This window comes from Nocardioides islandensis (genome assembly GCF_015352455.1).
GTDB classification, from domain to species: domain Bacteria; phylum Actinomycetota; class Actinomycetes; order Propionibacteriales; family Nocardioidaceae; genus Nocardioides; species Nocardioides islandensis.
In genome coordinates this window covers 18,559-43,466 of sequence record NZ_JADKPN010000017.1, presented here as the reverse complement: position 1 = coordinate 43,466, position 24,908 = coordinate 18,559, and the positions used below count along the sequence as shown (strand labels likewise).

Annotated in this window: 25 protein-coding genes; 7 read left to right on the top strand and 18 right to left on the bottom strand. The window is 71.8% G+C overall.

Annotated elements, in window-relative coordinates:
* Positions 1 to 6: 6 nt before the first annotated feature.
* The gene (locus ISU07_RS21130) at positions 7 to 771 is read right to left on the bottom strand and encodes an ABC transporter ATP-binding protein (RefSeq protein ID WP_194708823.1); all 765 of its coding nucleotides are present in this window, start codon (positions 769 to 771) and stop codon (positions 7 to 9) included.
* A 63-nt stretch (positions 772 to 834) separates the two neighbouring features.
* Between ISU07_RS21130 and ISU07_RS21125 the strand changes: the two genes are divergently transcribed.
* From ISU07_RS21125 to ISU07_RS21110, 4 genes are all read left to right on the top strand, one after another.
* Complete coding sequence (locus ISU07_RS21125) at positions 835 to 1,467, top strand: alpha-ketoglutarate-dependent dioxygenase AlkB (RefSeq protein ID WP_194708822.1); 633 nt, start codon at positions 835 to 837, stop codon at positions 1,465 to 1,467.
* A 94-nt stretch (positions 1,468 to 1,561) separates the two neighbouring features.
* Entirely contained in the window at positions 1,562 to 2,782 is a 1,221-nt protein-coding gene (locus ISU07_RS21120; protein WP_228522344.1) for a phosphoglycerate dehydrogenase, read from the top strand.
* Positions 2,779 to 3,861 (top strand): DUF1015 family protein, encoded by a 1,083-nt coding sequence (locus ISU07_RS21115; protein ID WP_194708821.1) that lies wholly within the window; start codon positions 2,779 to 2,781, stop codon positions 3,859 to 3,861. Before ISU07_RS21120 ends, ISU07_RS21115 begins: the two co-directional genes overlap by 4 nt.
* Before the next feature lie 44 nt (positions 3,862 to 3,905).
* Entirely contained in the window at positions 3,906 to 4,472 is a 567-nt protein-coding gene (locus ISU07_RS21110; RefSeq protein WP_194708820.1) for a TerD family protein, read from the top strand.
* Between the two features lie 171 nt (positions 4,473 to 4,643).
* Here the strand turns inward: ISU07_RS21110 and ISU07_RS21105 are convergent, their stop codons facing one another.
* The 9 genes from ISU07_RS21105 to ISU07_RS21065 all read right to left on the bottom strand — a co-directional run bounded on the left by ISU07_RS21105 (position 4,644) and on the right by ISU07_RS21065 (position 14,901).
* Positions 4,644 to 5,204 (bottom strand): LemA family protein, encoded by a 561-nt coding sequence (locus ISU07_RS21105; protein ID WP_194708819.1) that lies wholly within the window; start codon positions 5,202 to 5,204, stop codon positions 4,644 to 4,646.
* Between the two features lie 49 nt (positions 5,205 to 5,253).
* The gene (locus ISU07_RS21100; RefSeq protein ID WP_194708818.1) at positions 5,254 to 7,008 is read right to left on the bottom strand and encodes a DUF2207 domain-containing protein; all 1,755 of its coding nucleotides are present in this window, start codon (positions 7,006 to 7,008) and stop codon (positions 5,254 to 5,256) included.
* Positions 7,009 to 7,072: 64 nt separating this feature from the next.
* Positions 7,073 to 7,831 (bottom strand): SRPBCC family protein, encoded by a 759-nt coding sequence (locus ISU07_RS21095; RefSeq protein ID WP_194708817.1) that lies wholly within the window; start codon positions 7,829 to 7,831, stop codon positions 7,073 to 7,075.
* The gene (locus tag ISU07_RS21090) at positions 7,831 to 8,685 is read right to left on the bottom strand and encodes an FAD binding domain-containing protein (RefSeq protein ID WP_194708816.1); all 855 of its coding nucleotides are present in this window, start codon (positions 8,683 to 8,685) and stop codon (positions 7,831 to 7,833) included. Before ISU07_RS21090 ends, ISU07_RS21095 begins: the two co-directional genes overlap by 1 nt.
* Positions 8,682 to 11,132: a xanthine dehydrogenase family protein molybdopterin-binding subunit gene (locus ISU07_RS21085; RefSeq protein ID WP_194708815.1), complete on the bottom strand. Its 2,451-nt coding sequence runs from the start codon at positions 11,130 to 11,132 to the stop codon at positions 8,682 to 8,684. Before ISU07_RS21085 ends, ISU07_RS21090 begins: the two co-directional genes overlap by 4 nt.
* Positions 11,129 to 11,611, bottom strand: a complete 483-nt coding sequence (locus tag ISU07_RS21080) for a (2Fe-2S)-binding protein (protein ID WP_194708814.1) — start codon at positions 11,609 to 11,611, stop codon at positions 11,129 to 11,131. The genes ISU07_RS21085 and ISU07_RS21080 overlap by 4 nt, the downstream gene beginning before the upstream one ends.
* 125 nt (positions 11,612 to 11,736) lie before the next feature.
* On the bottom strand, positions 11,737 to 12,978 hold the full coding sequence (locus ISU07_RS21075; protein WP_194708813.1) for an MFS transporter: 1,242 nt from the start codon (positions 12,976 to 12,978) through the stop codon (positions 11,737 to 11,739).
* Positions 12,975 to 13,571, bottom strand: coding sequence for an ArsR/SmtB family transcription factor (locus tag ISU07_RS21070; protein ID WP_194708812.1), 597 nt, complete (start codon positions 13,569 to 13,571; stop codon positions 12,975 to 12,977). The genes ISU07_RS21075 and ISU07_RS21070 overlap by 4 nt, the downstream gene beginning before the upstream one ends.
* A gap of 85 nt (positions 13,572 to 13,656) precedes the next feature.
* Entirely contained in the window at positions 13,657 to 14,901 is a 1,245-nt protein-coding gene (locus ISU07_RS21065; protein ID WP_194708811.1) for a sigma-54-dependent transcriptional regulator family protein, read from the bottom strand.
* 172 nt (positions 14,902 to 15,073) lie between these two features.
* Between ISU07_RS21065 and ISU07_RS21060 the strand changes: the two genes are divergently transcribed.
* On the top strand, positions 15,074 to 15,655 hold the full coding sequence (locus ISU07_RS21060) for a DUF308 domain-containing protein (RefSeq protein ID WP_194708810.1): 582 nt from the start codon (positions 15,074 to 15,076) through the stop codon (positions 15,653 to 15,655).
* Between the two features lie 48 nt (positions 15,656 to 15,703).
* Here ISU07_RS21060 and ISU07_RS21055 read toward each other — a convergent pair whose 3' ends face one another.
* Genes ISU07_RS21055 through ISU07_RS21045 form a run of 3 tightly spaced genes read right to left on the bottom strand, consistent with a single transcriptional unit; the run spans position 15,704 to position 18,805 of the window.
* The gene (locus tag ISU07_RS21055) at positions 15,704 to 16,822 is read right to left on the bottom strand and encodes an XdhC family protein (RefSeq protein WP_194708809.1); all 1,119 of its coding nucleotides are present in this window, start codon (positions 16,820 to 16,822) and stop codon (positions 15,704 to 15,706) included.
* On the bottom strand, positions 16,815 to 17,936 hold the full coding sequence (locus tag ISU07_RS21050) for a vWA domain-containing protein (protein ID WP_194708808.1): 1,122 nt from the start codon (positions 17,934 to 17,936) through the stop codon (positions 16,815 to 16,817). The genes ISU07_RS21055 and ISU07_RS21050 overlap by 8 nt, the downstream gene beginning before the upstream one ends.
* Positions 17,933 to 18,805 (bottom strand): AAA family ATPase, encoded by an 873-nt coding sequence (locus ISU07_RS21045; protein WP_194708807.1) that lies wholly within the window; start codon positions 18,803 to 18,805, stop codon positions 17,933 to 17,935. Before ISU07_RS21045 ends, ISU07_RS21050 begins: the two co-directional genes overlap by 4 nt.
* 86 nt (positions 18,806 to 18,891) lie before the next feature.
* Between ISU07_RS21045 and ISU07_RS21040 the strand changes: the two genes are divergently transcribed.
* The gene (locus tag ISU07_RS21040; RefSeq protein ID WP_194708806.1) at positions 18,892 to 19,653 is read left to right on the top strand and encodes a class I SAM-dependent methyltransferase; all 762 of its coding nucleotides are present in this window, start codon (positions 18,892 to 18,894) and stop codon (positions 19,651 to 19,653) included.
* Here ISU07_RS21040 and ISU07_RS21035 read toward each other — a convergent pair.
* From ISU07_RS21035 to ISU07_RS21025, 3 genes are read right to left on the bottom strand one after another with little or no spacing between them, the layout of a single operon-like run.
* Positions 19,607 to 20,188 (bottom strand): nucleotidyltransferase family protein, encoded by a 582-nt coding sequence (locus ISU07_RS21035; RefSeq protein WP_194708805.1) that lies wholly within the window; start codon positions 20,186 to 20,188, stop codon positions 19,607 to 19,609. The genes ISU07_RS21040 and ISU07_RS21035 overlap by 47 nt on opposite strands.
* A gap of 35 nt (positions 20,189 to 20,223) precedes the next feature.
* Complete coding sequence (locus ISU07_RS21030) at positions 20,224 to 20,859, bottom strand: hypothetical protein (RefSeq protein ID WP_194708804.1); 636 nt, start codon at positions 20,857 to 20,859, stop codon at positions 20,224 to 20,226.
* On the bottom strand, positions 20,856 to 21,398 hold the full coding sequence (locus ISU07_RS21025; protein ID WP_194708803.1) for an RNA polymerase sigma factor: 543 nt from the start codon (positions 21,396 to 21,398) through the stop codon (positions 20,856 to 20,858). The genes ISU07_RS21030 and ISU07_RS21025 overlap by 4 nt, the downstream gene beginning before the upstream one ends.
* Positions 21,399 to 21,460: 62 nt before the next feature.
* Here ISU07_RS21025 and ISU07_RS21020 point away from each other — a divergent pair, with 62 nt between their 5' ends.
* Complete coding sequence (locus tag ISU07_RS21020) at positions 21,461 to 22,087, top strand: maleylpyruvate isomerase N-terminal domain-containing protein (protein ID WP_194708802.1); 627 nt, start codon at positions 21,461 to 21,463, stop codon at positions 22,085 to 22,087.
* Between the two features lie 69 nt (positions 22,088 to 22,156).
* Here ISU07_RS21020 and ISU07_RS21015 read toward each other — a convergent pair whose 3' ends face one another.
* Both ISU07_RS21015 and groL read right to left on the bottom strand, forming a co-directional pair.
* Positions 22,157 to 23,020 carry an EamA family transporter gene (locus tag ISU07_RS21015; RefSeq protein ID WP_194708801.1) on the bottom strand — a complete coding sequence of 288 codons (864 nt, stop codon included), beginning with the start codon at positions 23,018 to 23,020 and terminating at the stop codon, positions 22,157 to 22,159.
* Positions 23,021 to 23,184: 164 nt separating this feature from the next.
* Positions 23,185 to 24,816, bottom strand: a complete 1,632-nt coding sequence (gene groL / locus ISU07_RS21010; protein ID WP_194708800.1) for a chaperonin GroEL — start codon at positions 24,814 to 24,816, stop codon at positions 23,185 to 23,187.
* Positions 24,817 to 24,908: the final 92 nt, after the last annotated feature.

Genomic DNA, 24,908 nt, shown 5'->3' with positions numbered 1-24,908 from the left:
GCGTCCTCAGATCGATCCGGAAGGCGCGATGTCGGCCGCGGCGGTCATCCGGGCCATGACCTCCAGCACCCGCTCGCGGTCGGGGTCGCGCAGCTCGTCGACGATCCGGCCGTCGGCGAGGAAGACGACGCGATCGGTGTACGCCGCGGCGACGGGGTCGTGGGTGACCATCACGACCGTCTGCGCGTGGTCGACGACGCTGCTGCGCAGCAGCTCCAGCACCTCGGCCCCGGACCGCGAGTCCAGGTTGCCGGTCGGCTCGTCGGCGAAGACGATGCGCGGCCGGCTGACCAGGGCCCGCGCGACGGCGACCCGCTGCTGCTGGCCGCCCGACAGCTCGCTCGGCTTGTGCGAGAGGCGGTCCCCGAGACCGACGGTGGCGATCACGCCGGCGTACCAGTCGTTGTCCGGCTTGCGCCCCGCGATCGCGAGCGGCAGCAGGATGTTCTCCTCCGCGGTCAGGGTCGGCACCAGGTTGTAGGACTGGAAGACGAACCCGATCTGGTCGCGCCGCAGCCGGGTCAGCGCCTTGTCCTTGAGCCGGGTGAGGTCCTGGTCGCCGATGAACACCGAGCCGCTGTCCGCGCGGTCGAGAGCCGCGCAGCAGTGCATCAGCGTCGACTTGCCCGAGCCGCTCGGCCCCATCACCGCCGTGAACTCGCCCTGGGCGATGTCCAGGCTCACCTCGTCCAGCGCCGTGATCCGCGCCTCGCCCGTGCCGTAGGTCTTGGTCAGGGCGACGACCCGGGCCGCGACCTCCCCGCTGCTCATGGCGCAAGCCTGCCAGGGCCGTCACGCTCGAACATCTGTTCGACTTTGTCGTACACTCCCGACATGGACTTCCAGAGCAGCCTCTTCGGGGCGGTCGCGACCTCTCCCGGGGTGCGCCCGCTCGACGGTGCCCCCCACGGTGTCGAGCGCACCACCCTGACCCGCGGCGCCTGGGTCGACGTCCTGCGCAACTTCGTGGTCGGCGCCGACGACGTCCTCGAGCGGCTCGTCGAGGACGTGCCGTGGCGGGCCGAGCGTCGTCCGATGTACGACCGCGTCGTCGACGTGCCCCGGCTGGTGCACACCTACGTCGTCGGCGAGGAGCTCCCGCACCCGCTGCTGACGACCGCTCGCGACGCCCTCTCCGCGCACTACCTGCCCGAGCTCGGCGAGCCGTTCGTGACCGCGGGCTGCTGCTTCTACCGCGACGGGCGCGACTCGGTCGCCTGGCACGGCGACACCATCGGCCGCGGCAAGCACGCCGACACGATGGTCGCGATCGTCTCGTTCGGGGACCCGCGACGGCTGGCGCTGCGGCCGCGCGGCGGCGGCGAGTCCATCGGCTTCGAGATGGGCCACGGCGACCTGGTCGTGATGGGCGGCTCGTGCCAGCGCACGTGGGAGCACGCCGTCCCCAAGGTGGCGCACGCCGGCCCCCGGATCTCGGTGCAGTTCCGGCCGCTCAACGTGTTCTGACCGCGTCCGCCATGGCGGACCGATTCGCCCAGGCGTTAGCCTCACCGCAGATCCGCCGGCCCCGGCGGCGTACCCGTCCCGGAGGTCGTGGCGCATGCGCATCCTCTTCGCCGACCGGCTGCCCGACAAGACGCTGGCCGACCTCGAGTCCCACGGTCATGAGTGCGTCATGGAGCCGGCGCTCACGGCCGACGACCTGGCCGGCCGGATCACCGGCTTCGAGGGGCTGGTGGTGCGCAGCACGAAGGTGCCGAAGGACGTCTTCGACGCCGCCGACCGGCTGGCGCTGGTGATCCGCGCGGGCGCGGGCACCAACACGATCGACACCGACGCCGCGGCCGGGCACGGGGTCTTCGTCTGCAACGTGCCGGGCCGCAACGCCGTCGCGGTGGCCGAGCTGACGATGGGTCTGCTGCTCGCGCTCGACCGGCGCATCCCCGACAACGTCGCCGACCTGCGCGAGGGGCGGTGGGACAAGACGACCTACGGGAAGGCCGAGGGCCTGCTCGGCTCGACGATGGGCATCATCGGCCTCGGCTCGATCGGGTTCGCGGTGGCCGAGCGCGCGGCGGCGTTCGGGATCCGGCTGCACGCCCAGGCCAGGTCCGGCCGATCGGCGGAGAGCCTGGCGCGTGCCGAGGAGCTGGGCATCACGATGTGCGAGACGCTGGAGGAGCTGGTCGGCTCCTCCGACATCGTGTCGCTGCACGTGCCGGCCGGACCGGACACCAAGCACCTGGTCGACGAGCGGTTCCTCGGGTGGATGAAGCCGGGAGCGATCCTGCTCAACACCTCGCGAGGCGACGTGGTCGACGAGCCGGCGCTGCTGGCGGCGCTCGACGCCGGCCGGCTGCGCGCGGGCCTCGACGTCTTCGCCGACGAGCCGGGAGCCGGCCAGGGCCCGTGGGAGTCGGCGCTCGCGCAGCACCGCAACGTCGTCGCCACCCACCACATCGGCGCCTCGACCAACCAGGCGCAGCGGGCGATCGCCGACGGCGTCGCCGAGATCGTGGACGCGTTCGTGGCCGGCGAGGCCCGGCACTGCGTCAACCTCGCCCCGCACCGGCTCGGGTCGGCGACGCTGACCGTGCGCCACCTCGACCGCGTCGGCGTGCTCGCCAAGGTCCTCGAGCGGCTGAGCGTCGAGCACCTGAACGTCGAGCACATGGTCAACCGGGTGTTCCGCGGCGGCGACGCCGCCGTCGCGTCGATCGACGTCGAGGGTCACCCGTCCGAGGAGCTGCTCGCCGACCTGCGCCAGGTGCCGCACGTGCTCGGGGTGACGGTCGTCGAGCTGGGCGCGAGCCGCGCGTGAGCCCCCCTGGCAGCAGCGTCCGCCTGTTCCCCGCCCGCGTGGTCCGTCCCGAGTGGGCCCGGAAGACCGTGACGGCCCTCTCGGACTCCGTCGACGAGTCCGGCATCGACCTGTACCGCGTCGCGGTCGATCCCGACGCGTACGCCGACACCCCGGTCTCCCTGTACGTCTACCGCCAGACCGTGGGCGGCGCGTCGTACTCCGGCGTGGTCTGCGAGGTCTCGGTGCAGGCCGTGGCCGACGGGCGGGTGCGCGGCCACGAAGCGGTGCACCCGCAGCGGGTCGAGGCCCTGGTGTGGCACCACGCGACCATGGACGGCCCGCCCGCCCTCGTGGAGCTGCTGCACCGCGCCGGGCCGGAGTACACCCGGACGCTCGATGAGGTGCAGCGCAGCGAGCCGCTGCTGGACTTCATCGGCCCGCACGGCATCCAGCAGACGGTGTGGCGGCTGCCGGAGGGCGACGCCACCAGCGCGCTCGCCGAGGAGCTGGGTGCGACCGACTTCTACATCGCCGACGGCCACCACCGCGCCACGGCGGCTCTCGAGGAGTGGGAGACGGCCGGCAAGCCCGCGGACGCCGGCCTCCTCTGCGTGGTGCACCCGATGGACGGGCTGCGCCTGGACTCCTTCCACCGCCGGGTCCCCGGCCCGGTCGACCCCGACGCGCTGATCCGGCTGGTGTCGGAGGGCTTCGACGTCCGGGAGACCGGTCGGCCCACCGTCCCGGTGAGCGGGGCGATCGGGATGTACGTCGGTCACCGCTGGTTCGAGCTCACCGACGACGAGGAGCGCCCCGCCGGCGTGGCCGGCCTGGACGTCGCCGTGCTCCAGGCCCGCGTGCTCGACCGGCTCGACCCCGCACCCGGGGGCCGGACCCGCGAGGTGGAGACCATCCCGGCCACCGCCTCGGTCGACCAGCTCGCCCTGCGCTGCGACGTCGACTCCGGTGCCCTCTTCACGCTCGCTCCACCGTCGACGGACGCGCTGGTCGCGGTCGCCGACGCCGGCGAGGTGATGCCGCCGAAGACGACGTACTTCGACCCCAAGCCGGCCACCGGGATCTTCCTGCGCCGCTGAGGATCGCGGCGACCGGCATCCCGGTGGCGGGTAGGTTCGGTGCCGTGACGGTGCTGACTGCGGGGCAGGAGTGGACGGTCGCCGACGGCGACGGACGGGCGCTGACGCGCGTCCGGATGGGGATCGGGTGGGACAAGGACCCGACCGCGGGCGCCATCGCCAGCGGCCGCGCTGACATCGACCTCGACGCCACCGCCATCCAGTTCGCCGAGGGTCAGCTGTTCGACATCGCGTTCTACAACAACCTCGCGACGCGCGACGGCTCGGTCGTGCACCAGGGCGACAACCAGACCGGCAGCGGTGCCGGCGACGACGAGACCGTCCACGTCGACCTGGACCGCGTGTACGCCAAGGTCGACACGATCCTGTTCCTCGTCAGCAGCTACCAGGGCCACGACCTCACGTGGGTCAACAACGCCTACTGCCGGCTGCTCGACGAGGATGACGTCGAGCTCGCGAGGTTCACGCTCACCGGCGGTACGTCCCAGACCGGCATGGTGATGGCCAAGCTGGTGCGTGCGGGGGACGGGTGGACGCTCGTGGCCATCGGGGAGGGCGTGGCCGTCACCGTCCCGACCGAGGCGATCGCCAAGGTACGTCGCTTCGTCTGACGCCGGTCGACCCGCCGGGCATCGGACATCGTCACGCGACCGTGGTAGCGGCTGCTTCTCGGCTCACCGGGTTTCGAGACGAGCTCCGCAGCCCCTCGCTGCGCTCGGGTCTGCGGGGCTCTCCTCAACCTGACCCGCTCATCCAGCCTTCGCAAGCTCAGGCTGGGCGGGTCAGAACTCGACGCGGGGTACCTCGGTCGAGCCGGCGGGCGCCTCGTAGAACTCGCGGGCGTGCACGCCGGCGATGCCGGTGAAGAACAGCCACGGGATGGTGCGGCACAAGGTGTTGAGCTTGGCGACGGCGTCGTTGTAGTACTGGCGCGCGAAGGAGATCTGGTTCTCGGTGTCGGCCAGCTGCTTCTGGAGGTCGAGGAAGTTGGTGTTGGCCTTGAGGTCCGGGTAGGCCTCGGCGACGGCGTTCAGCCGGACGAGGGCTCCCTGGAGGGCGGCGTCGGCGGCGGCCTTCGCGGGGACGTCGCTGCCGGCGGCCGCGGCCTGGACCTGCGAGCGGGCCTTGGTGATCTCCTCGAAGACCTCGCGCTCGTGCGCGGCGTACCCCTTCACCGTGTCCACCAGGTTGGGGATCAGGTCGGCGCGGCGGGTGAGCTGGACGTCGATGCCGCCGAGCGCCTCCTGGGCGCCCACGTCGGTGGTCCGGAGCTTGTTGAACCCGGTGACGCCGAAGGCGATGAGGGCGAGGACGATGACGCCGCCGATGATGAGTCCGGTCATGAAGGGATCCCCTGTTCTGGATGACTTGAGCAGATTGTGGGGCACGGGCTCACCAGGAGCCACCTCCCCCGCCGCCGCCACCGCCGCCGCCGGAGAACCCACCGCCCCCGCCGCCGGACGACGAGGAGGACTGGGTGGCGGCGTACGCCGAGATGGCGCTGTTCACGGTCGAGGAGAAGCTGTTGACCATCTGGTCGGTGTAGTTGCCGGTGTGCGAGCCGGCGTACCCCGGGAAGTACGCGGGCACGGGAGGCTCCTCGCCGGTCTCGGCGCGGTACTTCTTCGCCCACTCGTCGGCGCAGTCGAACGCGACGGCCCACGGGATGTACTGCGTGTAGAGCTCGCGCCGTCCGGAGAAGTCGAAGCGGTTCTGGCTCGAGGGCGTCGACAGCACGCGGTAGAAGCCACCGACGCGCGACCAGAGGTCGCGGCCGGTGGCGGTGCGCTTGGTGCTCGCGCCGGTCGCCAGCACCGGCCCGGCGCCCGCAGCCAGCAGGCCGGGGACCAGCGCGATGATGCCCATGTCGAACCAGTTGGCGCCGGCGATCGCGAGGGCGAGGATGCCGCCGCCGATCACGAACAGCCCGCCGAGGCAGCCGAGACCGGCGCTCTGCATGAACCCGGCCTCCTTCGCCCAGCTCTTGGTGGCGGTGTCGAAGCTCGACAGCTCGCTCTGCAGCGTCTGCCCCGCACTGACGTCCTTCGTCGATGCGGTGAACGACTCGTGCGGCCCCCCGGTCAGCCGGGCCACGCGCTGCGTCACCGGGTCGAGGCCCGCCCACCCCTGCGGCCCTTGAGTGTCGGTCACGGTCCACGACTTGTCGTCGGGCTTGTCCATGGTGACCGCGCCCTTCTCGGCCGCCTGCATGATCGAGGCGACGTACGCGCGCTTGTCGGTGCGCTCGGTCATGATGTAGACCCCCTGGGCCGGGCCGATGCCGTCCGGCGGCGCGTACATCAGCGGGTACGGCGGGGTCTTCTCCTTGACGCGACGCGCCTGCACGGCGCCGAACCCTCCGGCCAGCAGCGCGAGCAGCAGCACGATCGCCAGGTTCCGCGGGCTGCGCCCCAGCACCGGGTCCAGCCGCGCCGGCCACGGCACCGACGTGCCGGCGTCGGGCGTGGGCATGTCGAGGCCGACCTTCACGGTGATCGGCGTGTTGGCCGCGAGGGACTCGGCGTCGACGGTGAGCTGCTTGGTCCCGTCGCCCTTGACCGTGCAGCCGCTGTCGGCGCCGACGCCGCGGGCGCACTGCACACCGCTGGCCGCGACCGGCAGGGTGACGGTCAGGTGGGCCTTGTCGATGCTCTGGAGCCAGCCCGACGGGATGAGGTTCCAGTAGAGCTGCGTGCGCTGGCCGGTCGTGCCCGGCTCGAGCACGCCGTCGATCTGGTAGTCGATGACGTAGGTGTGCTCGCCCGGGTCCAGGAAGACGTCGGCGTCACCGATGCGCACGTTGGTGAACCGCCCGTTGCGCTCGTCGAGCAGCGTGAACGGCTCCGACGAGCCGTCGCGGGTGACCGAGATGTCGTGCGGCACGCGCCGGGCGTGCGTGGCGCTCTGGTCGGCCTCGTCGAAGAACCGGAAGATGCCGTGCTTGCCGCCGCTCGGGAAGTCCACGACGAGGGTCTCCACCGCGTGCAGGTCACCGTCGTCGTCGATCGTGAACGCCGCGTCGTACGACCGGATCGTCGTCTCCTCGTACGCCGTCTGGCCGGTCGACCAGTTGTAGGAGACGGCCGGCCACGACATCACGCCGACGAGGACGAGGAGCCACACGACAACCCCGACGACGCGCTTCACGCGAGGAGCCTAAAGGTCGCCTACCCCGCGTCTCGCCGACGCGCCCTGACTGGTCCAGACACCCTCAGAGGGCGGCGATCAACCAGATGATCAGGACGATGACGACGAGCGCGACGAGGGCTTGCTTCCAGTAGCTCTTGAACAGCACCGGCAGCACGGTGGAGCCCAGGTTGATGGCGTCGTCGCTTCTCCGGGCACCGCCTGAGGGAGCGGAGACCGGGGCCGGCGGCGGCGTCACCGCCGGCACGGGGGCCGGCGGCGGGACCTCGACCGCCGCCGGCGCGGACTCGTCGGCCAAAGTGTCTGTCGGCGTCGGCTCGGGCTCGGCCGCGGGGGGCGCAGGTGGCGGCGTCTCGACCGGTGCGGCCGCGGCGGGCGTGGGCTCCTCGAGCCGCTGCTCGAGGCAGGCGACGAACTGACCGAGCAGCTTGTCGGAGACGTCCTGCATCACCCCGCGGCCGAACTGCGCGGGCTTGCCGGTGATCGCCAGGTCGGTGACGACCTCGACGTCGGTCGAGCCGCCCGCGGCCGTCATCTGCATGGTCACGAGCGCACCCGCCGTACCGTTACCGCGCTTGTCCTTGCCCTTGGCGTCGACCACCATCCGGTGGGCCGTCTCGTCCTTCTCGGTGAAGGTGCCCGACCCGTTGTAGACCAGCGCGATGGGACCGAGCTTGACCTTCACCGACCCGTGGAACGTGTCGCCCTCGGCGGAGGTGACCGTGGCGCCCGGGAAGCACTCCGCGACCGAGGAGATGTCGTTGAAGTGCGCCCAGGCGTCGTCGATCGGGACCGGGACGGTGAACCGGTGGGTGAGATCCATCAGCCGCCTGCCGCTGCAGCCACCGCACGGCGGGTGAGGACCGTCGCGAGGTGCCTGCGGTACTCCGCCGACCCGTTGAGGTCCGACGGCGGGTTGGTGCCGTCGGCGGCCTTGGCCGCAGCCTCGCGTACGCCGTCCTCGGACGCCGTCGCACCGGCCAGGGCTTCCTCCACGCCACGCGCGCGCAGCGGGGTGGAGCCCATGTTGGTCAGCCCCACGCGGGCCTCGGAGATCGTGCCGCCGTCCGCCTTGACCGTGGCGGCGACCGCGACGATCGGCCACTGGTGGGCGACCCGCACGAACTTGGCGTAGTGCGCGCCCCAGCCGGTGTGCTTCGGGATCCGGACCTCGGTGAGGATCTCGTCCTCGCCGATCGCGGTCTCGAACAGGTCGACGAAGAAGTCGTCGGCCCCGACCGTGCGCGTCCCGCCCGACCCGGCGATGACGAACTCGGCCCCGAGTGCGAGCGCGGGAGCGCCGAGGTCGCCGGCCGGGTCGGCGTGCGCGAGCGCGCCGCCGAACGTGCCGCGGTGCCGTACCTGGGCGTCCGCCACCTCGGTGGCCGCCTTCTTGATCAGCAGCGCGTGCTCCTCGACGAGGGCGTCGTGCATGACGTCGTGGTGCGTGGTGAGCGCGCCGATGACGATCGCGTCGCCGTCGTCGCGGATGCCACGCAGGGCATCGATCTTGCCGAGGTCGATGACCCACTCGGGGGCGTTGAGGCGCATCCGGAGCACCGGCAGCAGGCTCTGCCCGCCGGCGAGGATCTTGGCCTCGTCACCGTGCTCGGCCAGGGCCTGGAGGGCCTCCTCGACGGAGGTCGGGGCGACGTAGTCGAACCGTGCGGGGATCACTGGTTGTCCTCCTGGTTTCCGCCGTCGAAGTGCGGCATGGCGCCCTCGACCGTGTCCTTCCCCGGATCCGAGCCGTGGATCGCGGACCAGACCCGCTCCGGCGTGCACGGCATCAGGATGTCGTTGACGCCGAACTGCCGGACCGCGTCGACGACGGCGTTCACCACGGCCGGCGTCGAGGCGATGGTGCCGGCCTCGCCGACGCCCTTCGTGCCGAGCGTGTTGGTGGTCGACGGGCTGGTCGTGTGGTCGATCTCGAAGTTGATCGTGTCGGCCGCGGTCGGCAGCAGGTAGTCGACGAACGAGCCGCTCACGAGCGTCCCGGAGTCGTCGTACACCGCCTCCTCCCAGAGCGCCTGGGCGATGCCCTGGACCAGGCCGCCGTGCACCTGGCCCGACACGATGAGCGGGTTGATGATGTTGCCGATGTCGTCGACGCAGACGTACTTGCGCAGCTTGACCTGACCGGTCTCGGTGTCCACCTCCGCGGCGCACAGGTGCGTGCCGTGGGGGAAGGAGAAGTTGACCGGGTCGTACGTCGACTCGGCGTCGATGCCCGGCTCCATGCCCTCCGGGTAGTTGTGTGCGGCGAACGTCGCCAGCGCCACCTCGGCGATGCCGATGCCCTGGTCGGTGCCCTTCACGGAGTACCGGCCCGCGCTGAACTCGAGGTCCTCGGCATTGGCCTCGAGCAGGTGCGCCGCCAGCGGCTTGGCCTTCTCGATCACCTTGTCGGCCGCGAGGACCAGCGCCTCACCACCGACCACGAGCGACCGCGAGCCGTAGGTGTCCAGGCCCTTGTGGGACACCTGGGTGTCGCCGTGCAGGATCTCGACGTCCTCGAACGGCACGCCGAGCCGGTCGGCGACAATCTGGCTGAACGCCGTCTCGTGGCCCTGGCCGTGGGCGCTCGCGCCCGTGATCACCTCGACCTTGCCGGTCGGCAGCATCCGCACCGTCGCGTGCTCCCAGCCGCCCGCGCCGTAGTTGAGGGACCCCAGCACCCGGCTGGGTGCCAGCCCGCACATCTCGGTGAACGTCGAGATGCCGATGCCGAGCTGGACCTTGTCCCCGCTCTCGCGGCGCTGCTTCTGCTCGGCGCGCAACGCGTCGTACCCGAACATCTCCTTGGCCTTGGCCGTCGCGGCCTCGTAGTTGCCGGAGTCGTAGGTCATGCCCGCGACCGTGGTGAACGGGAACTCCTCGTGCTTGATCCAGTTCATCTCCCGGATCTCGAGGGGGTCCTTGCCGACCTCGACGGCGAGCTCGTCCATGAGCCGTTCGATGGCGTACGTCGCCTCGGGGCGGCCGGCGCCGCGGTAGGCGTCGACCCACGTCTTGTTCGTCAACACAGGCGTGCAGTTGAACTGGTAGGCGTCCCACTTGTAGATCGCGTTGAACATCCACGCGCCCAGCACGGGTACGCCGCCACCGACCACGCCGACGTACGCCCCGAGGTCGGCGAGCAGGTCGACCTTGAGACCGGTGACCTTGCCCTCCTTGGTGGCGGCCAGCGTGAGCTTCTGCCACTGGTCGCGGCCGTGGTGGGCCGAGATGAGCGACTCCGAGCGGGTCTCGGTGTACTTGCAGGGCTTGCCGATCTTGCGGGCCGTCGCCCAGGTAATCCACTCCTCGGGCGTGGTCTGCAGCTTGCCGCCGAACCCGCCGCCCACGTCGGGGGCGATAACACGGATCTTGGACTCCGGCACGCCGGTCGTCGCCGCGAGCAGGAACCGCGTGATGTGCGGGATCTGGGTGGCCGACCACATGGTGATCTGCTCACCGGTCGGGTCCACGACGACCGAGCGGGGCTCCATGAACGCCGGGATGAGGCGCTGCTGGCGGTACTCCCGCTCGATGACGATGCCGTCGGCGCGGGCCTCCTCGATGACCTCGTCGATCGCGCGGCCCGTGCCCTGGCCCGCGGAGTCGAGCTGCCAGAACGCGGTCTTGTTGGTGCCGAGGCTGGGGTGCGCCAGCACCTTGTCCTCTGCGGCCTCCTTGAGGTCGAGGACCGCCGGGAGCAGCTCGTACTCGACGTCGACCAGCTCGGCGGCGTCGCGCGCCTCGGCCGCCGTACGAGCGGCCACCACGGCCACGATCTCGCCGGCGAAGTGGACCTCGTCGATGGCCATCGGCAGGTGGTCGGGCGTCTTCTGCTCGGTCGTGATCGGCCAGGCGTTGACCACGACGCCCTGGGTCTCGGCGAGGTGCTTGCCGGTGAAGACCTCGTAGATGTTCAGCGACTTGTCGGCCGCCTCGATGTCGATGCTGAGGATCTTCGCGTGCGCGTGGGGGCTGCGGACCATGGCCAGGTGCAGCATGCCGGGCAGCGCGATGTTGTCGGTCCAGCGGGTGCGGCCGGTGATGAGGCGCTGGTCCTCCTTGCGGCGGCGGTCCTTGCCGATCTCGGGGGCAGCGGGCGGGGCTTCCTCGATCGTGGTCATGCGTTCGCCCCCCTCTTGTTCAGCTCGGCGGCGTACAGGACCGACTTCACGATGTTGTGGTAGCCGGTGCAGCGACAGAGGTTGCCCTCGAGCCCGAGCCGGACCTCCTCCTCGGTGGGGTCGGGGTTCTCGTTGAGCAGGTCGACCGACTGCATGATCATCCCCGGCGTGCAGAAGCCGCACTGGAGGCCGTGGCACTCGCGGAACGCCACCTGCACGGGGTGCAGCGTGCCGTCGTCGTCGGCCAGCCGCTCGATGGTGTCGACCACGCCGCCGTCCGCCTGGACGGCCAGCACGTTGCAGGACTTCACCGATCGCCCGTTGAGGTGCACGGTGCAGGCGCCGCAGTTGCTGGTGTCGCAGCCGATCACGGTGCCGGTCTTCCCGAGCTTCTCGCGCAGGTACTGCACCAGCAGCATCCGCGGCTCCACGTCGTCGGTGACGTTCTCCTGGTCGACTCTCACGCTGATCTTGGTCATGCACGCGCCTCCTGGGCCGTTGTGATGGCCCTCACGCTAGGACCGCCCAGGTTGGTTCCCCGTTGGTCCTCAGCCAGCTGGTCGAGGAAGGCGCGCTCGCGCCTGTCACGAGACCCGGTGAGCGGTCAAGCGGCCCCGACGAGCGCCGGTTGCTTCGGCTTGTCGAACGACCGGAAGGACGGGATGGCCAGCGGCAACATCGTCGCGGCGAAGTAGGAGAAGCCGACGACGAGGAGGGCCGCGACGATCCCGAACGACTCGGACAGCACGCCGCCGAGCAGTCCGCCGAAGGGCATCAGCGACCAGCAGAGCGCGCTGTTGATCGTGGTCACCCGGCCCATCACGGCCGCCGGCACGCGCTCGTAGAAGACGGCGCCGAGGATCGGGTTGAGGAAGCCGGAGGCGAACCCGCCGACCAGGCAGGACGCGATGACGACCCACCACGGCACGCCGAGCGCGAGCAGCACGAACCGCGGGAGCCCGGCGACGAGGAACGCCCAGAGATACACCTGGAACCGCGGCAGCCGCTCGGCCGCCCAGGCGGCGACGGCGGACCCGGCGGCCGAGGACAGCGCCCAGACGGCGAAGTACGCGCCCATCACGCCGACGCTGTAGCCGCTCTCGTTGATCCAGACGGGCAGCAGCACGGCGGAGAAGGCCAGGTCGAGCAGGTTCGTCACCGCGACCATCCCCGACATCGCGACCAGGACGGAGTCCTTGCGCAGGAAGGTCCAGCCCTCGCGCAGCTCCTCGACGTACGTCGTGCCGACCGGTCGCTCGTCGACCTGCTCGGCGCGCATGGCCGAGGTCGACCACGCGAACACCGCCGCGCACACGCCGAACGAGAGGGCGTCGACGACCAGCGCGTTGGCGGCGCCGAGCAGCGCGACCAGCGCGCCCGCGACGGCGGCTCCGGCGAAGCTCGCCGTGCGCTCGATGGCGGAGGCGAGACCCGTCGTACGTTCGAGGGAGACCTCGGCATGGGCGGTCAGCGCCGGCACGAACGCGCTCTTGGCGCCGTCGCCGGGGCCGCGCAGGCCGCCGCCCACAGCGACGAGCGCGAGCAGCGCCGGGAACGACAGGACGCCGGCGAGGTGCAGCAGCGGGACCAGGCCGACCACGACCATGCTCAGCACGTCGCAGGTGATGGCCACCCGGCGGGCGCCGATGCGGTCGATGAGCGGGCCGGCGAGCGCCTTGACGACGACCAGCGGCAGCATCTCGGCGAACGCCACCAGGCCGGTCTGCGCGGCGGACCCGGTCGTGGTCAGCACCAGCCACGGGATCGCGATCATCGAGACCCGGGTGCCGACCAGCGAGATCGCGTCGGCGACGAGGAAGCCGTAGAGCGGCGTACGGCGGCTCATGACTCCTCCCCTCCGACCTGACCCGCAGGACCGGACACGTGGCCGGGCCGCGGGAACGCCTGGAACTGGAAGACGAAGTCGACGGCGTCCGGGTCGTCCTCGTCGTCCTCGCGCAGCTCCATGAAGAGCTCGTGCATCTTGGTGGTGAGCGCCTCGGCGTGCTTCGCCGTGACGCGGACGTGGTAGTCGCTGAGGGTCGAGGCGTCGCGCCACTCGGTCGGCAGCAGCGGCATCTCCTCGACGGCGGCCTGGAGCTGCTGGGTGTAGATCACCGCGACCGTCTGGATGTAGGCGTCCATCGCGTCCTGGTCCTCGGGCTTGCGCGGCACGGTGTTGGCCAGCGTCGACTGGTGGGCGGCCTTCCACCAGCGCTCCCGCCCGTTGCCGCGCTCCTCGTCGTCGACGACGAAGCCGTGGTCGGCGAGCTGGCGCAGGTGGTACGACGTCTGGCCGGTGTTGATCCCCAGCCGCGTCGCCAACGAGGTCGCCGTCGCCGGCCCGTCGATGCGCAGCAGGCCCAGCATCCGCAGCCGCGTCGGGTGGCTCAGCGCCTTCAGCCCCGCGACGTCCGGGGTGATCGAGGTGAGGTCCATACCTCACCGTAGAACCGCAAAGGTTCCTTTGCAAGTGTTTCTTTGCAAAGAGTTGCTTGCGGTTCTCGCGAGCCGGAAGAACGAGTCAGCCCCCGGCGACGGCGAGGCGCCCCTTGAGGAGGGGCTTGCTGGGGTGGGGACGATCGCCGAGGCGGGCGAGGCAGACCTCGAGGACCTCGGCGTCGTACGGCGCGAGCTCGCTGTAGCGGACCACGGCCTCGGGCCGTGGATCGGCGAGGAGGGCCTCGCGGACGGCGACCGCGACGTACTCGCCCAGCTCGGCGAGCGCGGGTGAGTTGGTGCCGGGCATCAGGTCGCCGCGGTAGGCCGTCAGCGCGGCGGACACGTCGCCGCGGCCGACCGCGGCCAGCACCGACTCCACGTCGGTGGCGACGGGCATGGTCAGGCGGTACGGGCGGGAGGTCAGCTGGCCGCCGAGGGCCGAGCGCAGGTGCGACACCTCGGCCTTGAGCGTGGACAGGGTGACGCCCTGGTCGCCGTACACCAGGGCGTGCAGCCGCTCGAGCGAGACCCCGTCGGGGTTCATGGCGAGCAACGCCAGGATCTCGGTCTGCCGGCGGTTGAGCAGCAGCCGGTTGCCGTCGAGGTGCGCCTCGGCGGTGCCGAGCAGGCGGAGCGTGAGGCCGTCCTCCTCCGGCGAGGCCGGCGAGACCAGCTGGCCCGGGTGCTCGTGCGACCGGGGCATCGCCTGCTCGATCAGCCGGGCCATCACCCGCGCCGTCGCCAGCCCGATCGGGTGCGTGCGGTCCCAGGTGGTCGACAGGTCGATGACCCCGAGCGGCTGACCGGTCACGGGGTCGTTGACGGGCGCGGCCCAGCAGACCCAGTTGTGCACGATGGAGGCGTAGTGCTCGGCCGAGAACACCATCGCCGGCCGGCTCAGCCGGTTGGCCAGGTCGAGGGCGTTGGTGCCGACGCTCTCGTCGTCCCATCGCCCGCCGGCCACGAAGTTCACCGTCTCGGCCTTGCGGCGCATCACCCGGCCGCCGTAGGTCCACAGGATCCGGGTGTCGGCGTCGGTCACCGCGAGGACGAGGTCGCCGTCCTCGGCGGTCCGCCGCAAGTCGTCCTCGACCCGCGACACCGCGATCTGCAGCGGCGAACCCCGCCAGAACGTCTCGGTGTCGCCCTCGTCGGCCAGCGGCGCGAAGCGGACGTCCGTGGTGATCGATGCTCCGGACCTCTCCCAGCTGGACAGGATCTCCGGGCGCACCAGTCGTGCGGCCTCGTCGCCGTGCTCGACGAACGCCGTCCACGCGCGCACGGCCTCCAGCCGGCGCGCGGACAGGTCGCCCTTCTCGACGGTCATCCCCCTGCTCCTCTGCCGGCCGTTCCTCGACGCTCCCCGCTGGTCACGCTAGCCCTTGGCGGCAAGCACGGGCAGGGCGGTCCGCACCGCCTCTTGGGGGGAAGCGGCGTACAGTCGAGGGCACCTAGGCCCCGTCATCCGGACCCGGTCCGGAAGACACCAGGAGATCCCCATGGATCTGCATGCCCTCTGCCAGGGTCGATCGATGCTGTTGGCCCGGGGAGCCGCGGCCTTCCTCATCGGCGTCGTCGCCTCCAACAACGCCAACCTGACCGCCGGCGCGCTCGTCACGCTGTTCGGGGTGTGGACGCTCCTCGACGGCGCGGCCACCGTCTGGCAGGCCTACCAGCCGACCGGCCCTGACCGCAGCGCCGAGCTCACGCCCGCCGTGCGCATCGTCGGCGGCATCGGGATCCTGGTCGGTGTCCTGGCCGTGCTCGACCCCGGCTTCTCCGACGCCGTGTTGACCTGGGTGCTGGCGGCGTGGTTCGCCTTCCGCGCGGTCACCGAGATCGCCGTCGTCGCCTCCCGCGTTGCCGGCCGCATCCGGGTGGTCCTGACGCTCGTGGCCGTCGCCGACCTGGGGCTCGTCGCCCTGCTCGTCACCCACACCTCGGGCAGCGTGGCGGACGTGTCCCTCTTCGGTGGCGGGCTGGCTTCGGTGTGGGGCCTGCTGCTGTTCTTGCTCGCCGCGTTCGCCGGCAAGACCCTCAAGCGCGAGGACGTGGGCCCGCGCCTGCTGGCCCCGCGCTGAGCTGTCTCGTCGAGCTCCGCTCGAACTGTCGAGCTCCGCTCGACCGGACTAGTGATGGATTCTCCCGTCCCGCTCGATGAGCCGGTCGCCCGTACCGCCCCACTGGAGCGCCACGATCTCCGCGGCGATGGAGATCGCGGTCTCCTCGGGGGTGCGCGCGCCGAGGTCGAGGCCGATGGGGCTGGAGAGCCGCGCGATCTCCTTCTCGGTGAGCCCGGCCTCGCGCAGGCGCTCCAGCCGGTCGTCGTGGGTACGCCGTGAGCCCATGGCGCCGACGTAGGCGACCTCGGGCAGCCGGAGGGCGACCTCGAGCAGGGGTACGTCGAACTTGGGGTCGTGGGTCAGCACGGTGATCACGGTCCGCTGGTCGATCCGACCGGCGTCCTGCTCCGCCTGGAGGTAGCGGTGCGGCCAGTCGACGACCACCTCGTCGGCGTCGGGGAACCGGCTCCTGGTCGCGAACACGGGCCGGGCGTCGCACACGGTCACGTGGTACCCGAGGAAGGCGCCGACCCGCGCCACCGCGGCGGCGAAGTCGATGGCGCCGAAGACCAGCATCCGCGGCTTGGGCGCGAAGGCCCAGACGAACACCCGCATGCCCTCGCCACGACGCTCGCCGTCGGGGCCGTAGGTCAGCGTGGCGTTGGTGCCGCTGGCGAGCAGCCCGATCGCGTCGTCGTGCACCGCGTCGTCCATCCGCGAGGAGCCCAGCGACGCACGGGCCGGCTCGTCGGGGTGCACGACGATGCGCCGCCCGAGGATGGCCGGGTCGGGGTGCTCGATGACCGTGGCCAGCGCAACGGGTCGGCCGGCCTCGATGTCCGCGGCCACCTCGGCGAGCTCCGGGAACGTCTCGCGCGACACCTTCTCGACGTACACGTCCAGGATGCCGCCACACGTCAGCCCGACGGCGAACGCGTCGTCGTCGGAGATGCCATACCTCTGCAGCACCGGCTGCCCGGACTCCACGACCGACTGCCCCAGCTCGTAGACCGCGCCCTCGACGCAACCGCCGGACACCGAGCCGACCGCGGTCTCGTCGGGCCCGACGAGCATGGACGCGCCGGGCGGTCGCGGCGCGGACTGGAACGTCGCCACCACCGTGCCGACGCCGACCGTCTCGCCCTGCTCCCACCAGGCCAGCAGCTCCGGCAGCACCTCACGCATGCGAGACCACCTCCGCCAGCTCGGAGTACGTCGCCAGCGAGTGGCCGGCGACGAAGTCGTCGACGAACGGCAGGGCGGCGAGCACTCCCTGCTGCACCGCCTCGTACCCGGCCTTGCCGCGGTGCGGGTTCACCCAGACGACCCGGTGCGCGACCCGGTGCAGGCGGGCCATCTGCTCGGCCAGCAACGACGGGTCGCCGCGCTCCCACCCGTCGCTGAACACGACGGCGACGGCGCCGCGAGCCATGCCGCGCTGACCCCAGCGGTCCATGAAGAACCGCATCGTCTCGCCGAGCCGGGTGCCGCCGGACCAGTCGGGCACCGTCTCGCCCGCCGCGACCAGCGCCCGCTCGGGATCGCGCATCCGCAACGCCCGCGACACGTGGGTGAGCCGCGTGCCGACGGTGAACGTCTCGACCACGCCCCCCTGCGCGCGCAGCGACACCGTCAGCCGGTGGGCCAGGCGCAGCAACGCGTCGGCGTAGGAGCTCATCGAACCGGACACATCCAGCAACAACACCACCCGCCGCGGCTTCATGCCCCGGCGCCGCCAGCTGATCCGCGCCGGCTCACCCATCCGGCGCAGGCTGGTGCGCAGCGTCCGCGACGCGTCGACCTGGCCGCGGTGCCAGCGCTGGTGACGGGCAGTACGCCGCATCGGCGGCCGCGGGCGGATGGTCGCGAACATCGCCGCCAGCCGCGCGCGCTCGCCGGTCGTCAGCGACGCGACGTCGCGGTGCCGCAGCACCTCGGCCTCGCTGGCGCTCGCGAACACCGTCTCGGTCTCCGCGTCGAAGTCGTCGCCGTCGCGCTCGGACTCCGGGAACGGCGTGGTCTGCGGTGGCGAGGGCACCGTCGGCCGCGGCCGGGGCAGCCCGTCGCGGGCGTTGAAGAAGGCCTCGAACACGGCGTCGAACCGCACCAGGTCGTCGGGGCTGGCGCACAGCGTCGACCGGCCCGCCACCCACGTCGCCCGCTCGTCGGCCAGGTCGAGCACGGCCATCGCCGCGAGGAACCCCTGGGAGCGGTCCTGCGTCACCGGGACGCCGGCGGCGCGGACCGCCCGGGCGAAGGCCAGCAGGATCTCGTCACCCCCACGGAGGTCGACGCTCATGACCGCAGCATCTGGTCGAGGGCGTGCCTGACCTTCTCGCTGTCCTCGCGGTACTTCACCAGCGCCCCGAGCGTCGCGGCCGCGGTGTCCAGGTCGAGCTCGGCGGTGCCGAGGTGGTGGATGGCGCGCGCCCAGTCGAGGGTCTCCGCGACGCCCGGCGGCTTGGCGAGGTCGTCGCGTGCGCGCAGCTGCTGGACCACGCCGACGACCTGGCGCGCCAGCTCCTCCGACACCTCCGGGGCGCGCGACCGCACGATCTGCACCTCGCGCTCGAGGCCGGGGTGGTCGATCCAGTGGTAGAGGCAGCGCCGCTTCAGGGCGTCGTGCAGCTCGCGCGTGCGGTTCGAGGTCAGGACGACGACGGGCGGGGTCGCCGCCTTCACCGTGCCCAGCTCGGGGATGCTCACCTGGTAGGTCGACAGCACCTCGAGCAGGAAGGCCTCGAACTCGTCGTCGGCCCGGTCCACCTCGTCGACCAGCAGGACCGCCGGGCTCTGCTGGAGCGCGGCCAGCACCGGGCGGGCGAGCAGGAACCGCTCGTCGTACAGGCTCTTCTCGGCCTCCTCGGCGTCCGTCCCGCCGGCGGCCTCGAGCGCCCGCAGGTGCAGGATCTGGCGCGGGAAGTCCCAGTCGTAGAGCGCCTGGGTGGCGTCGATGCCCTCGTAGCACTGGAGCCGCACCAGCGGCAGCTCCAGCGACTCCGCGATGGCCTCGGCCAGGGCGGTCTTGCCGGTGCCCGGCTCGCCCTCGAGCAGCAGCGGGCGCTGCATCCGGAGCGCGAGGAACGTGACGGTCGCGAGGTCGCCGTCGCAGAGGTAGCCCGTGGTCGCCAGGCGTGCGGCGACGTCGGAGGCGGACTCCGGTTCCATGCCTCCAGGCTACTGGCCGGTCAGTTGGCGTCCGGTTGGTGCCGAACCATCCACCTCGATCACCCAGGCCATGGCGCCACCCTGGCATGCTCGGGACGGTGGACCGGGAGGCGCTTCTCGAGCTCTGGCGCGCGACGTACGCCGAGCCCACCCGCGGCTGGGACTTCTCGACGATCGACGCGGTGGTCGAGGGCGAGCCGCCGTGGTCCTACGACGGCCTCGCTCGGCGGGCGCTAGCCGGCGCGACGTCGGCGCTCGACATGGGCACCGGCGGCGGAGAGGTGCTGCTGACGTTCGCGGACGCCCTGCCTCCGGACACGGTCGCGACGGAGGGCTGGCCGCCGAACGTCCCGGTCGCGACCGAGGCGCTGGCTCCGCACGGCATCCAAGTCGTCCGCTACGACTCCGAGATCGACGCGCGGATGCCGTTCGACGACGGGCGCTTCGACGTCGTGCTGGACCGGCACGAGTCGTACGTCACGGCCGAGGTCTTCCGGGTGCTGCGGCCCGGCGGCGTCTTCCTGACCCAGCAGGTCGACGGCGGCGACTTCGCCGAGTCGCAGGAGCTGTTGGGCGGCTCCACGGCACATCCGCTGGTGACGCTCGGCCACCTGCGCGCCGAGGCCGAGGAGGCTGGGTTCGTGGTCGAGGAGGAGGGCGACTGGACCGGCACCATGCGCTTCCCCGACGTAACGGCGTTCGTGTCCTACGTGCGGCTCGTCCCCTGGGAGGTGCCCGAGGACTTCTCGGTCGACCGGTACGCCGACGTGCTGCTGCGGCTGACGCCGGAGGACCTGGTCTTCACCCAGCGTCGGTTCGTGCTGGTGTGTCGACGTCCCGCCCGGTAGCCAGGTCCCCGCACTCGACCAGCGTCACGTCGTGCGCCGCGAGGTAGTCGCGCGCGCCCGTGTCCCCCGCGACCGTCCCCTGGACGCCCGTCCAGTGGTCCTTCCCCAGCAGGACCGGGTGTCCGGGTCGGCCGGCGTACGTCGCCCGCACCAGGTCCGCGGGTCCGGTCGCGGCAGCGACCACGCGGCGTACGACCTCGGCCGTCACGTCCGGCAGGTCCACGAGCGTGACGACGACGGCGTCCGCGTCGGGGTAGGTGCCGGCCAGCCCGGCGCGCAGCGACGCACCCATGCCCTCGGCCCAGTCGTCGGCGACCACGAGCCGCGCACGGCCCGACGGCGCCTGCGTCAGCAGCCAGCCCGACTCCTTGGCGGCGGCGCCGAGCACGACCGTCACGCGCTCGCAGCCGCCGTCGTGCAGCGTCTGCAACGTCGAGTGCAGCCACGGCACGCCGTCGTCCCCGACGACGAGCGCCTTCGGCTTGCCCATCCGGCTGCCGGAGCCGGCGGCGAGGAGGAGACCGTCGACACGCACGTGCTCCAGGCTAGGCCGCCGGTCCAGGCGACGGCCTAGGCGCCGAACGCCTCGTCGTACATCGCGGCCAGCTCGGCGGAGTACGGCGCGGTGAACCCGCACACCGTGACCGAGCCGCCGGTGGCCGACACGAGGTACCGCTGGCCGACCTTGAAGTCCGCGGCCAGCACCAGCGCCTGGAGATCGGCGGGCGGGGCCTGCACGGTGACCTGGTCAGCGTCGCCGCCGAGGTACCAGTGGCTCACGTCGAGGGTGACCAGGCCGTCCGAGATCGAGCTGACCGTGCCGTCGAAAGCGACCTCCTGCTGCTGCAGGACCGCGGGGCTGACCACCATGCACTTGGCCGTGCTCGGCGGGCGGGCGGACAGGGTCATCACCGACGGCGGCGGCTCCTTCGCCGTCGGCACGGCGGGATCGTCGCCGCCCAGGAACGCGAAGGCACCCACGCCCGCGATCACCAGCACCGCCGCGGCGGCGACCAGCCAGGCCAGCGGTGACCGCTTGCGGACCGGGGTGTCCTGGTCGGCGTGCGTCTCGACATCGTGGGTCATGGCGTCCTCCAGGAGGCGGGCGGTCCGGCCGGGGTCGGCCGGAGAGAGGTCGGCGGCGGGGTCGGCGGCACGCAGCCGCGCGAGCAGCTCGTCGTGCTCGGGCTGGTCTGCTGGGGTCATCTCCGCCTCCCTCCGTTCGTCTCCTCATGTCCGGCGGCGAGCTCGTCCTTTCGGGTCTCGAGCGACTTCTTCAGCTTCTCCTTCGCCCGGAGCAGCCGGATGCTCACGGCGTTCGCGCTGACGCCGAGCACGGTGCCGATCTCCGCGGGTGTCAGCTGCTCCCAGGCCCACAGGCGGAGCAGCTCGGCGTCCTCGTCGCGCAGGCCGGCCAGCGCCTCGGCCAGCTCGGGGTCGCCGTCCTCGCCGGGGCCGGGCGTCGTGGCGGTCGGCGGGTCGACCACCGCGATGCGGGACGCCAGCCGCTCCTGGCGACGTACGCCGCGCCTGGCGTTGGCCAGGCAGTTGCGGGCCACGCCGTACGCCCAGGGCAGCGCCTCCTCGGGGAGGTCGTCGAGCCGGCGCCAGCAGACGAGGAGCGTCTCGGCGAGGACGTCGTCGGCCGTGGCGGCGTCGGTACGGCGGGCCAGGTACCGCCGCAGCGGCTCCACGAGCGCGGGCGCGACCGCCTCGAAGCGCTGCCTCCTCGCCGCGTCGGACATGGTCCTCACGGTGTCACATGTCCGGGAACGGGCCTGTCCTTTCCGGGTGGCAGAGTCGGCGCATGCACCCCTACCTCAGCGCCGTGGACTCGATCGTCGACCTGCTCGGCCGGTCCGAGGTGGCCGCCGCGTGGGACTCGCCGAGCGCACTGGCCGAGTGGACGGTCGGCGGGCTCGCCGGGCACCTCGCCGGGCAGGCGTTCTCGGGCGTGACCCTCATCGAGGCCGAGCCGAGCGACCTGGCGCCGATCACGCTGGACGAGCACTACGAACGGGTGTCCTGGATCGGCGCGGCGGTCGACGACGACGTCAGCGTGGGCATCCGGTCCGGGGGCGACTCCAACGCCGCCGAGGGAGCGGAGGCGCTGGTGGCGAGGGTCGTCTCGGCGCGATCACGGCTGGAGGTGCTGCTGGCCGAGACGTCGCCCGACCGGCCGGTCCTCGTGCCCTGGCAGGGCTGGGCGCTGCGGCGCGACGACTTCCTCGTGATGCGGATGATGGAGATCGTCGTGCACTCCGACGACCTCGGGGCATCGGTCGGCATGACCGCGCCGACCGTCGGGCCCGCCGTCCTCGATCCGGTGCTGGCCCTGCTGACGCGGCTCGCCGTACGCCGCCACGGCCAGTCCGCCGTCGTCGCGGCCCTCACCCGGGCCGAGCGGGCCCCGGCCCGGATCAACGCCTTCTGAGCCACGATTGGTCACAAACGCCAGTCGTGGGGCCGGTTTCGATGGCGTTTGGGACCAAACGCCATCCCCTCAGCCCAGCACGATCGCGGCGATGCCGCCGGCGACGACCGCCGATCCGACCAGCCGGTGCAGGGGGCGGGACTCCTTGAGGACCAGCCAGCCGAACAGCGCACCCACGACGATGCTGCTCTCCCGGGCGGCGGCCACCAGGGCGACCGGCGCCTCCTGCATCGCCTCCAGCACGAAGATGTAGGCCAGCGGCGACAGCAACGCGACGACCAGCGCGGGCCGGCGCAGGGCCGGCCAGGCCCGGCGTACCTCCCGCAGCTTCCCGTTGGCCATCACTGTCAGCGCCGGCACCTGGCACAGCAGGCCGAGCACGAAGTACGTGACGGGCGGTACGCCGAGGTCGGTGACGCTGTGGCTGTCCCAGAGGGTGTACGCCGCGATGGTCACCCCGGTCAGCGCGCCCCAGAGGACGCCCGCCCCGGCGCCGGGCCGGTGCCTGCGGCGGGGCACGTAGGAGATGAGCAGCACCCCGGCCACGACCAGCAGCACGCCGACCGCCCCGACCACACCGGGTCGCTCGCCGAGCACCGCCACCGCGACCACGAACGTCAGCAACGGCCCCGTGCCGCGGGCGATCGGGTAGACGAGGTTGAGGTCCCCCTCGGCGTACCCGCGCTGCAGGACCAGCTGGTAGGTGATGTGCATCGACGCACTCACCGCGGCGGCGCCCAGCCACGTCCACGTCGGCCGCTCGTCGTGCACGACCACCCACACCAGGGCGATCGGCAGCCAGATGGCCGCGCTCAGGGCGGCGTACAGCCAGATGAACACCACCCGGTCCTCGGTGATGCCCTTCGCCGCCAGGTTCCACAGCGCGTGCAGCACCGCCGCGCTCAGCACCAGCGCCAGCGCCCCCGGACCCACGCCTGCACGCTCCCACACCCGTGGCCCGCGATTCGTCAGCGCTCCTCCGGGTGCACGCCGCGAAGGGATCGCTGACGAATCGCGAGTACGGCGTCCCGGGGACGGCACGAGGCCCCCGTCCTAGGACGGGGGCCTCGTGGAGAAGCGTCAGGCGGTCGGACCGATCAGAAGTCCATGCCGCCCATGCCACCGGACGGGTCGCCGCCCATGGCGGGAGCCTTCTCGGGCTTGTCCGCGACGACGGCCTCGGTGGTGAGGAACAGCGCGGCGATCGACGCGGCGTTCTGCAGCGCCGAGCGGACGACCTTGGTCGGGTCCGGGATGCCGGCCGCGAGCATGTCGCCGTACTCGCCGGTCGCGGCGTTCAGGCCGTGACCGACGGGGAGACCGGCGACCTTCTCGGCCACCACGCCGCCCTCGAGGCCGGCGTTGACCGCGATCTGGCGGATCGGGGCAGCCAGCGCGACCTTGACGATGTTGGCACCCGTGGCCTCGTCGCCGACCAGGTCGAGCTTCTCGAACGCCGTGTTGCCGGCCTGCACGAGAGCCACGCCGCCACCGGCGACGATGCCCTCCTCGACCGACGCCTTGGCGGCGCGGACGGCGTCCTCGATGCGGTGCTTGCGCTCCTTGAGCTCGACCTCCGTGGCCGCGCCGACCTTGATGACCGCAACACCGCCGGCCAGCTTGGCCAGGCGCTCCTGCAGCTTCTCGCGGTCGTAGTCGGAGTCGGACTTCTCGATCTCGGCGCGGATCTGGTTCACCCGGCCGGCGATCTGGTCGGCGTCGCCGCCACCCTCGACGATGGTGGTCTCGTCCTTGGTGATGACGACCTTGCGCGCGGTGCCGAGCAGCTCGATGCCGGTCGACTCGAGCTTGAGGCCGACCTCCTCGCTGACGACCTGGCCACCGGTCAGGATCGCGATGTCCTGGAGCATGGCCTTGCGACGGTCACCGAAGCCCGGAGCCTTGACGGCGACGGACTTGAAGGTGCCGCGGATCTTGTTGACGACCAGCGTGGACAGAGCCTCGCCGTCGGTGTCCTCGGCGATGATCAGCAGCGGCTTGCCGGCCTGCATGACCTTCTCCAGGAGCGGCAGCAGGTCCTTGACCGAGCTGATCTTCTGGTTGGCCACGAGGATGTAGGGGTCGTCGAGCACGGTCTCCATGCGCTCGGGGTCGGTGACGAAGTAGGCCGAGATGTAGCCCTTGTCGAACCGCATGCCCTCGGTGAGCTCGAGGTCGATGCCGAAGGTGTTCGACTCCTCGACGGTGATGACGCCTTCCTTGCCGACCTTGTCCATGGCCTCGGCGATGATGTCGCCGACGCTCTGGTCGCCGCCCGCGGAGATGGCCGCCACCGAGGCGATCTGCTCCTTGGTCTCGACGTCCTTGGACGCGGCGGTCAGCGCGTCGGAGACGGCCTCGACGGCCTTCTCGATGCCGCGCTTGATGCCCATCGGGTTCGCACCCGCGGCCACGTTGCGCAGACCCTCGCGGACCATCGCCTGGGCGAGGACCGTGGCGGTCGTCGTACCGTCACCGGCGACGTCGTCGGTCTTCTTGGCGACCTCCTTGACGAGCTCGGCCCCGATCTTCTCGTAGGGGTCCTCCAGCTCGATCTCCTTGGCGATGCTCACACCATCGTTGGTGATGGTGGGCGCGCCCCACTTCTTCTCGAGCACGACGTTGCGGCCCTTGGGGCCGAGGGTGACCTTGACGGCGTCGGCGAGCGTGTTCATGCCACGCTCCAGACCGCGCCGGGCCTCCTCGTCGAAAGCAATCAGCTTAGCCATGCGTTGCGATTCCTTCAGCGTCTTGGTGGCCGGCTCACTGCCCGCGACGGACGGCCCCGGCTGACCCGGCGAACCCTGCTCGCCGGCGCCCT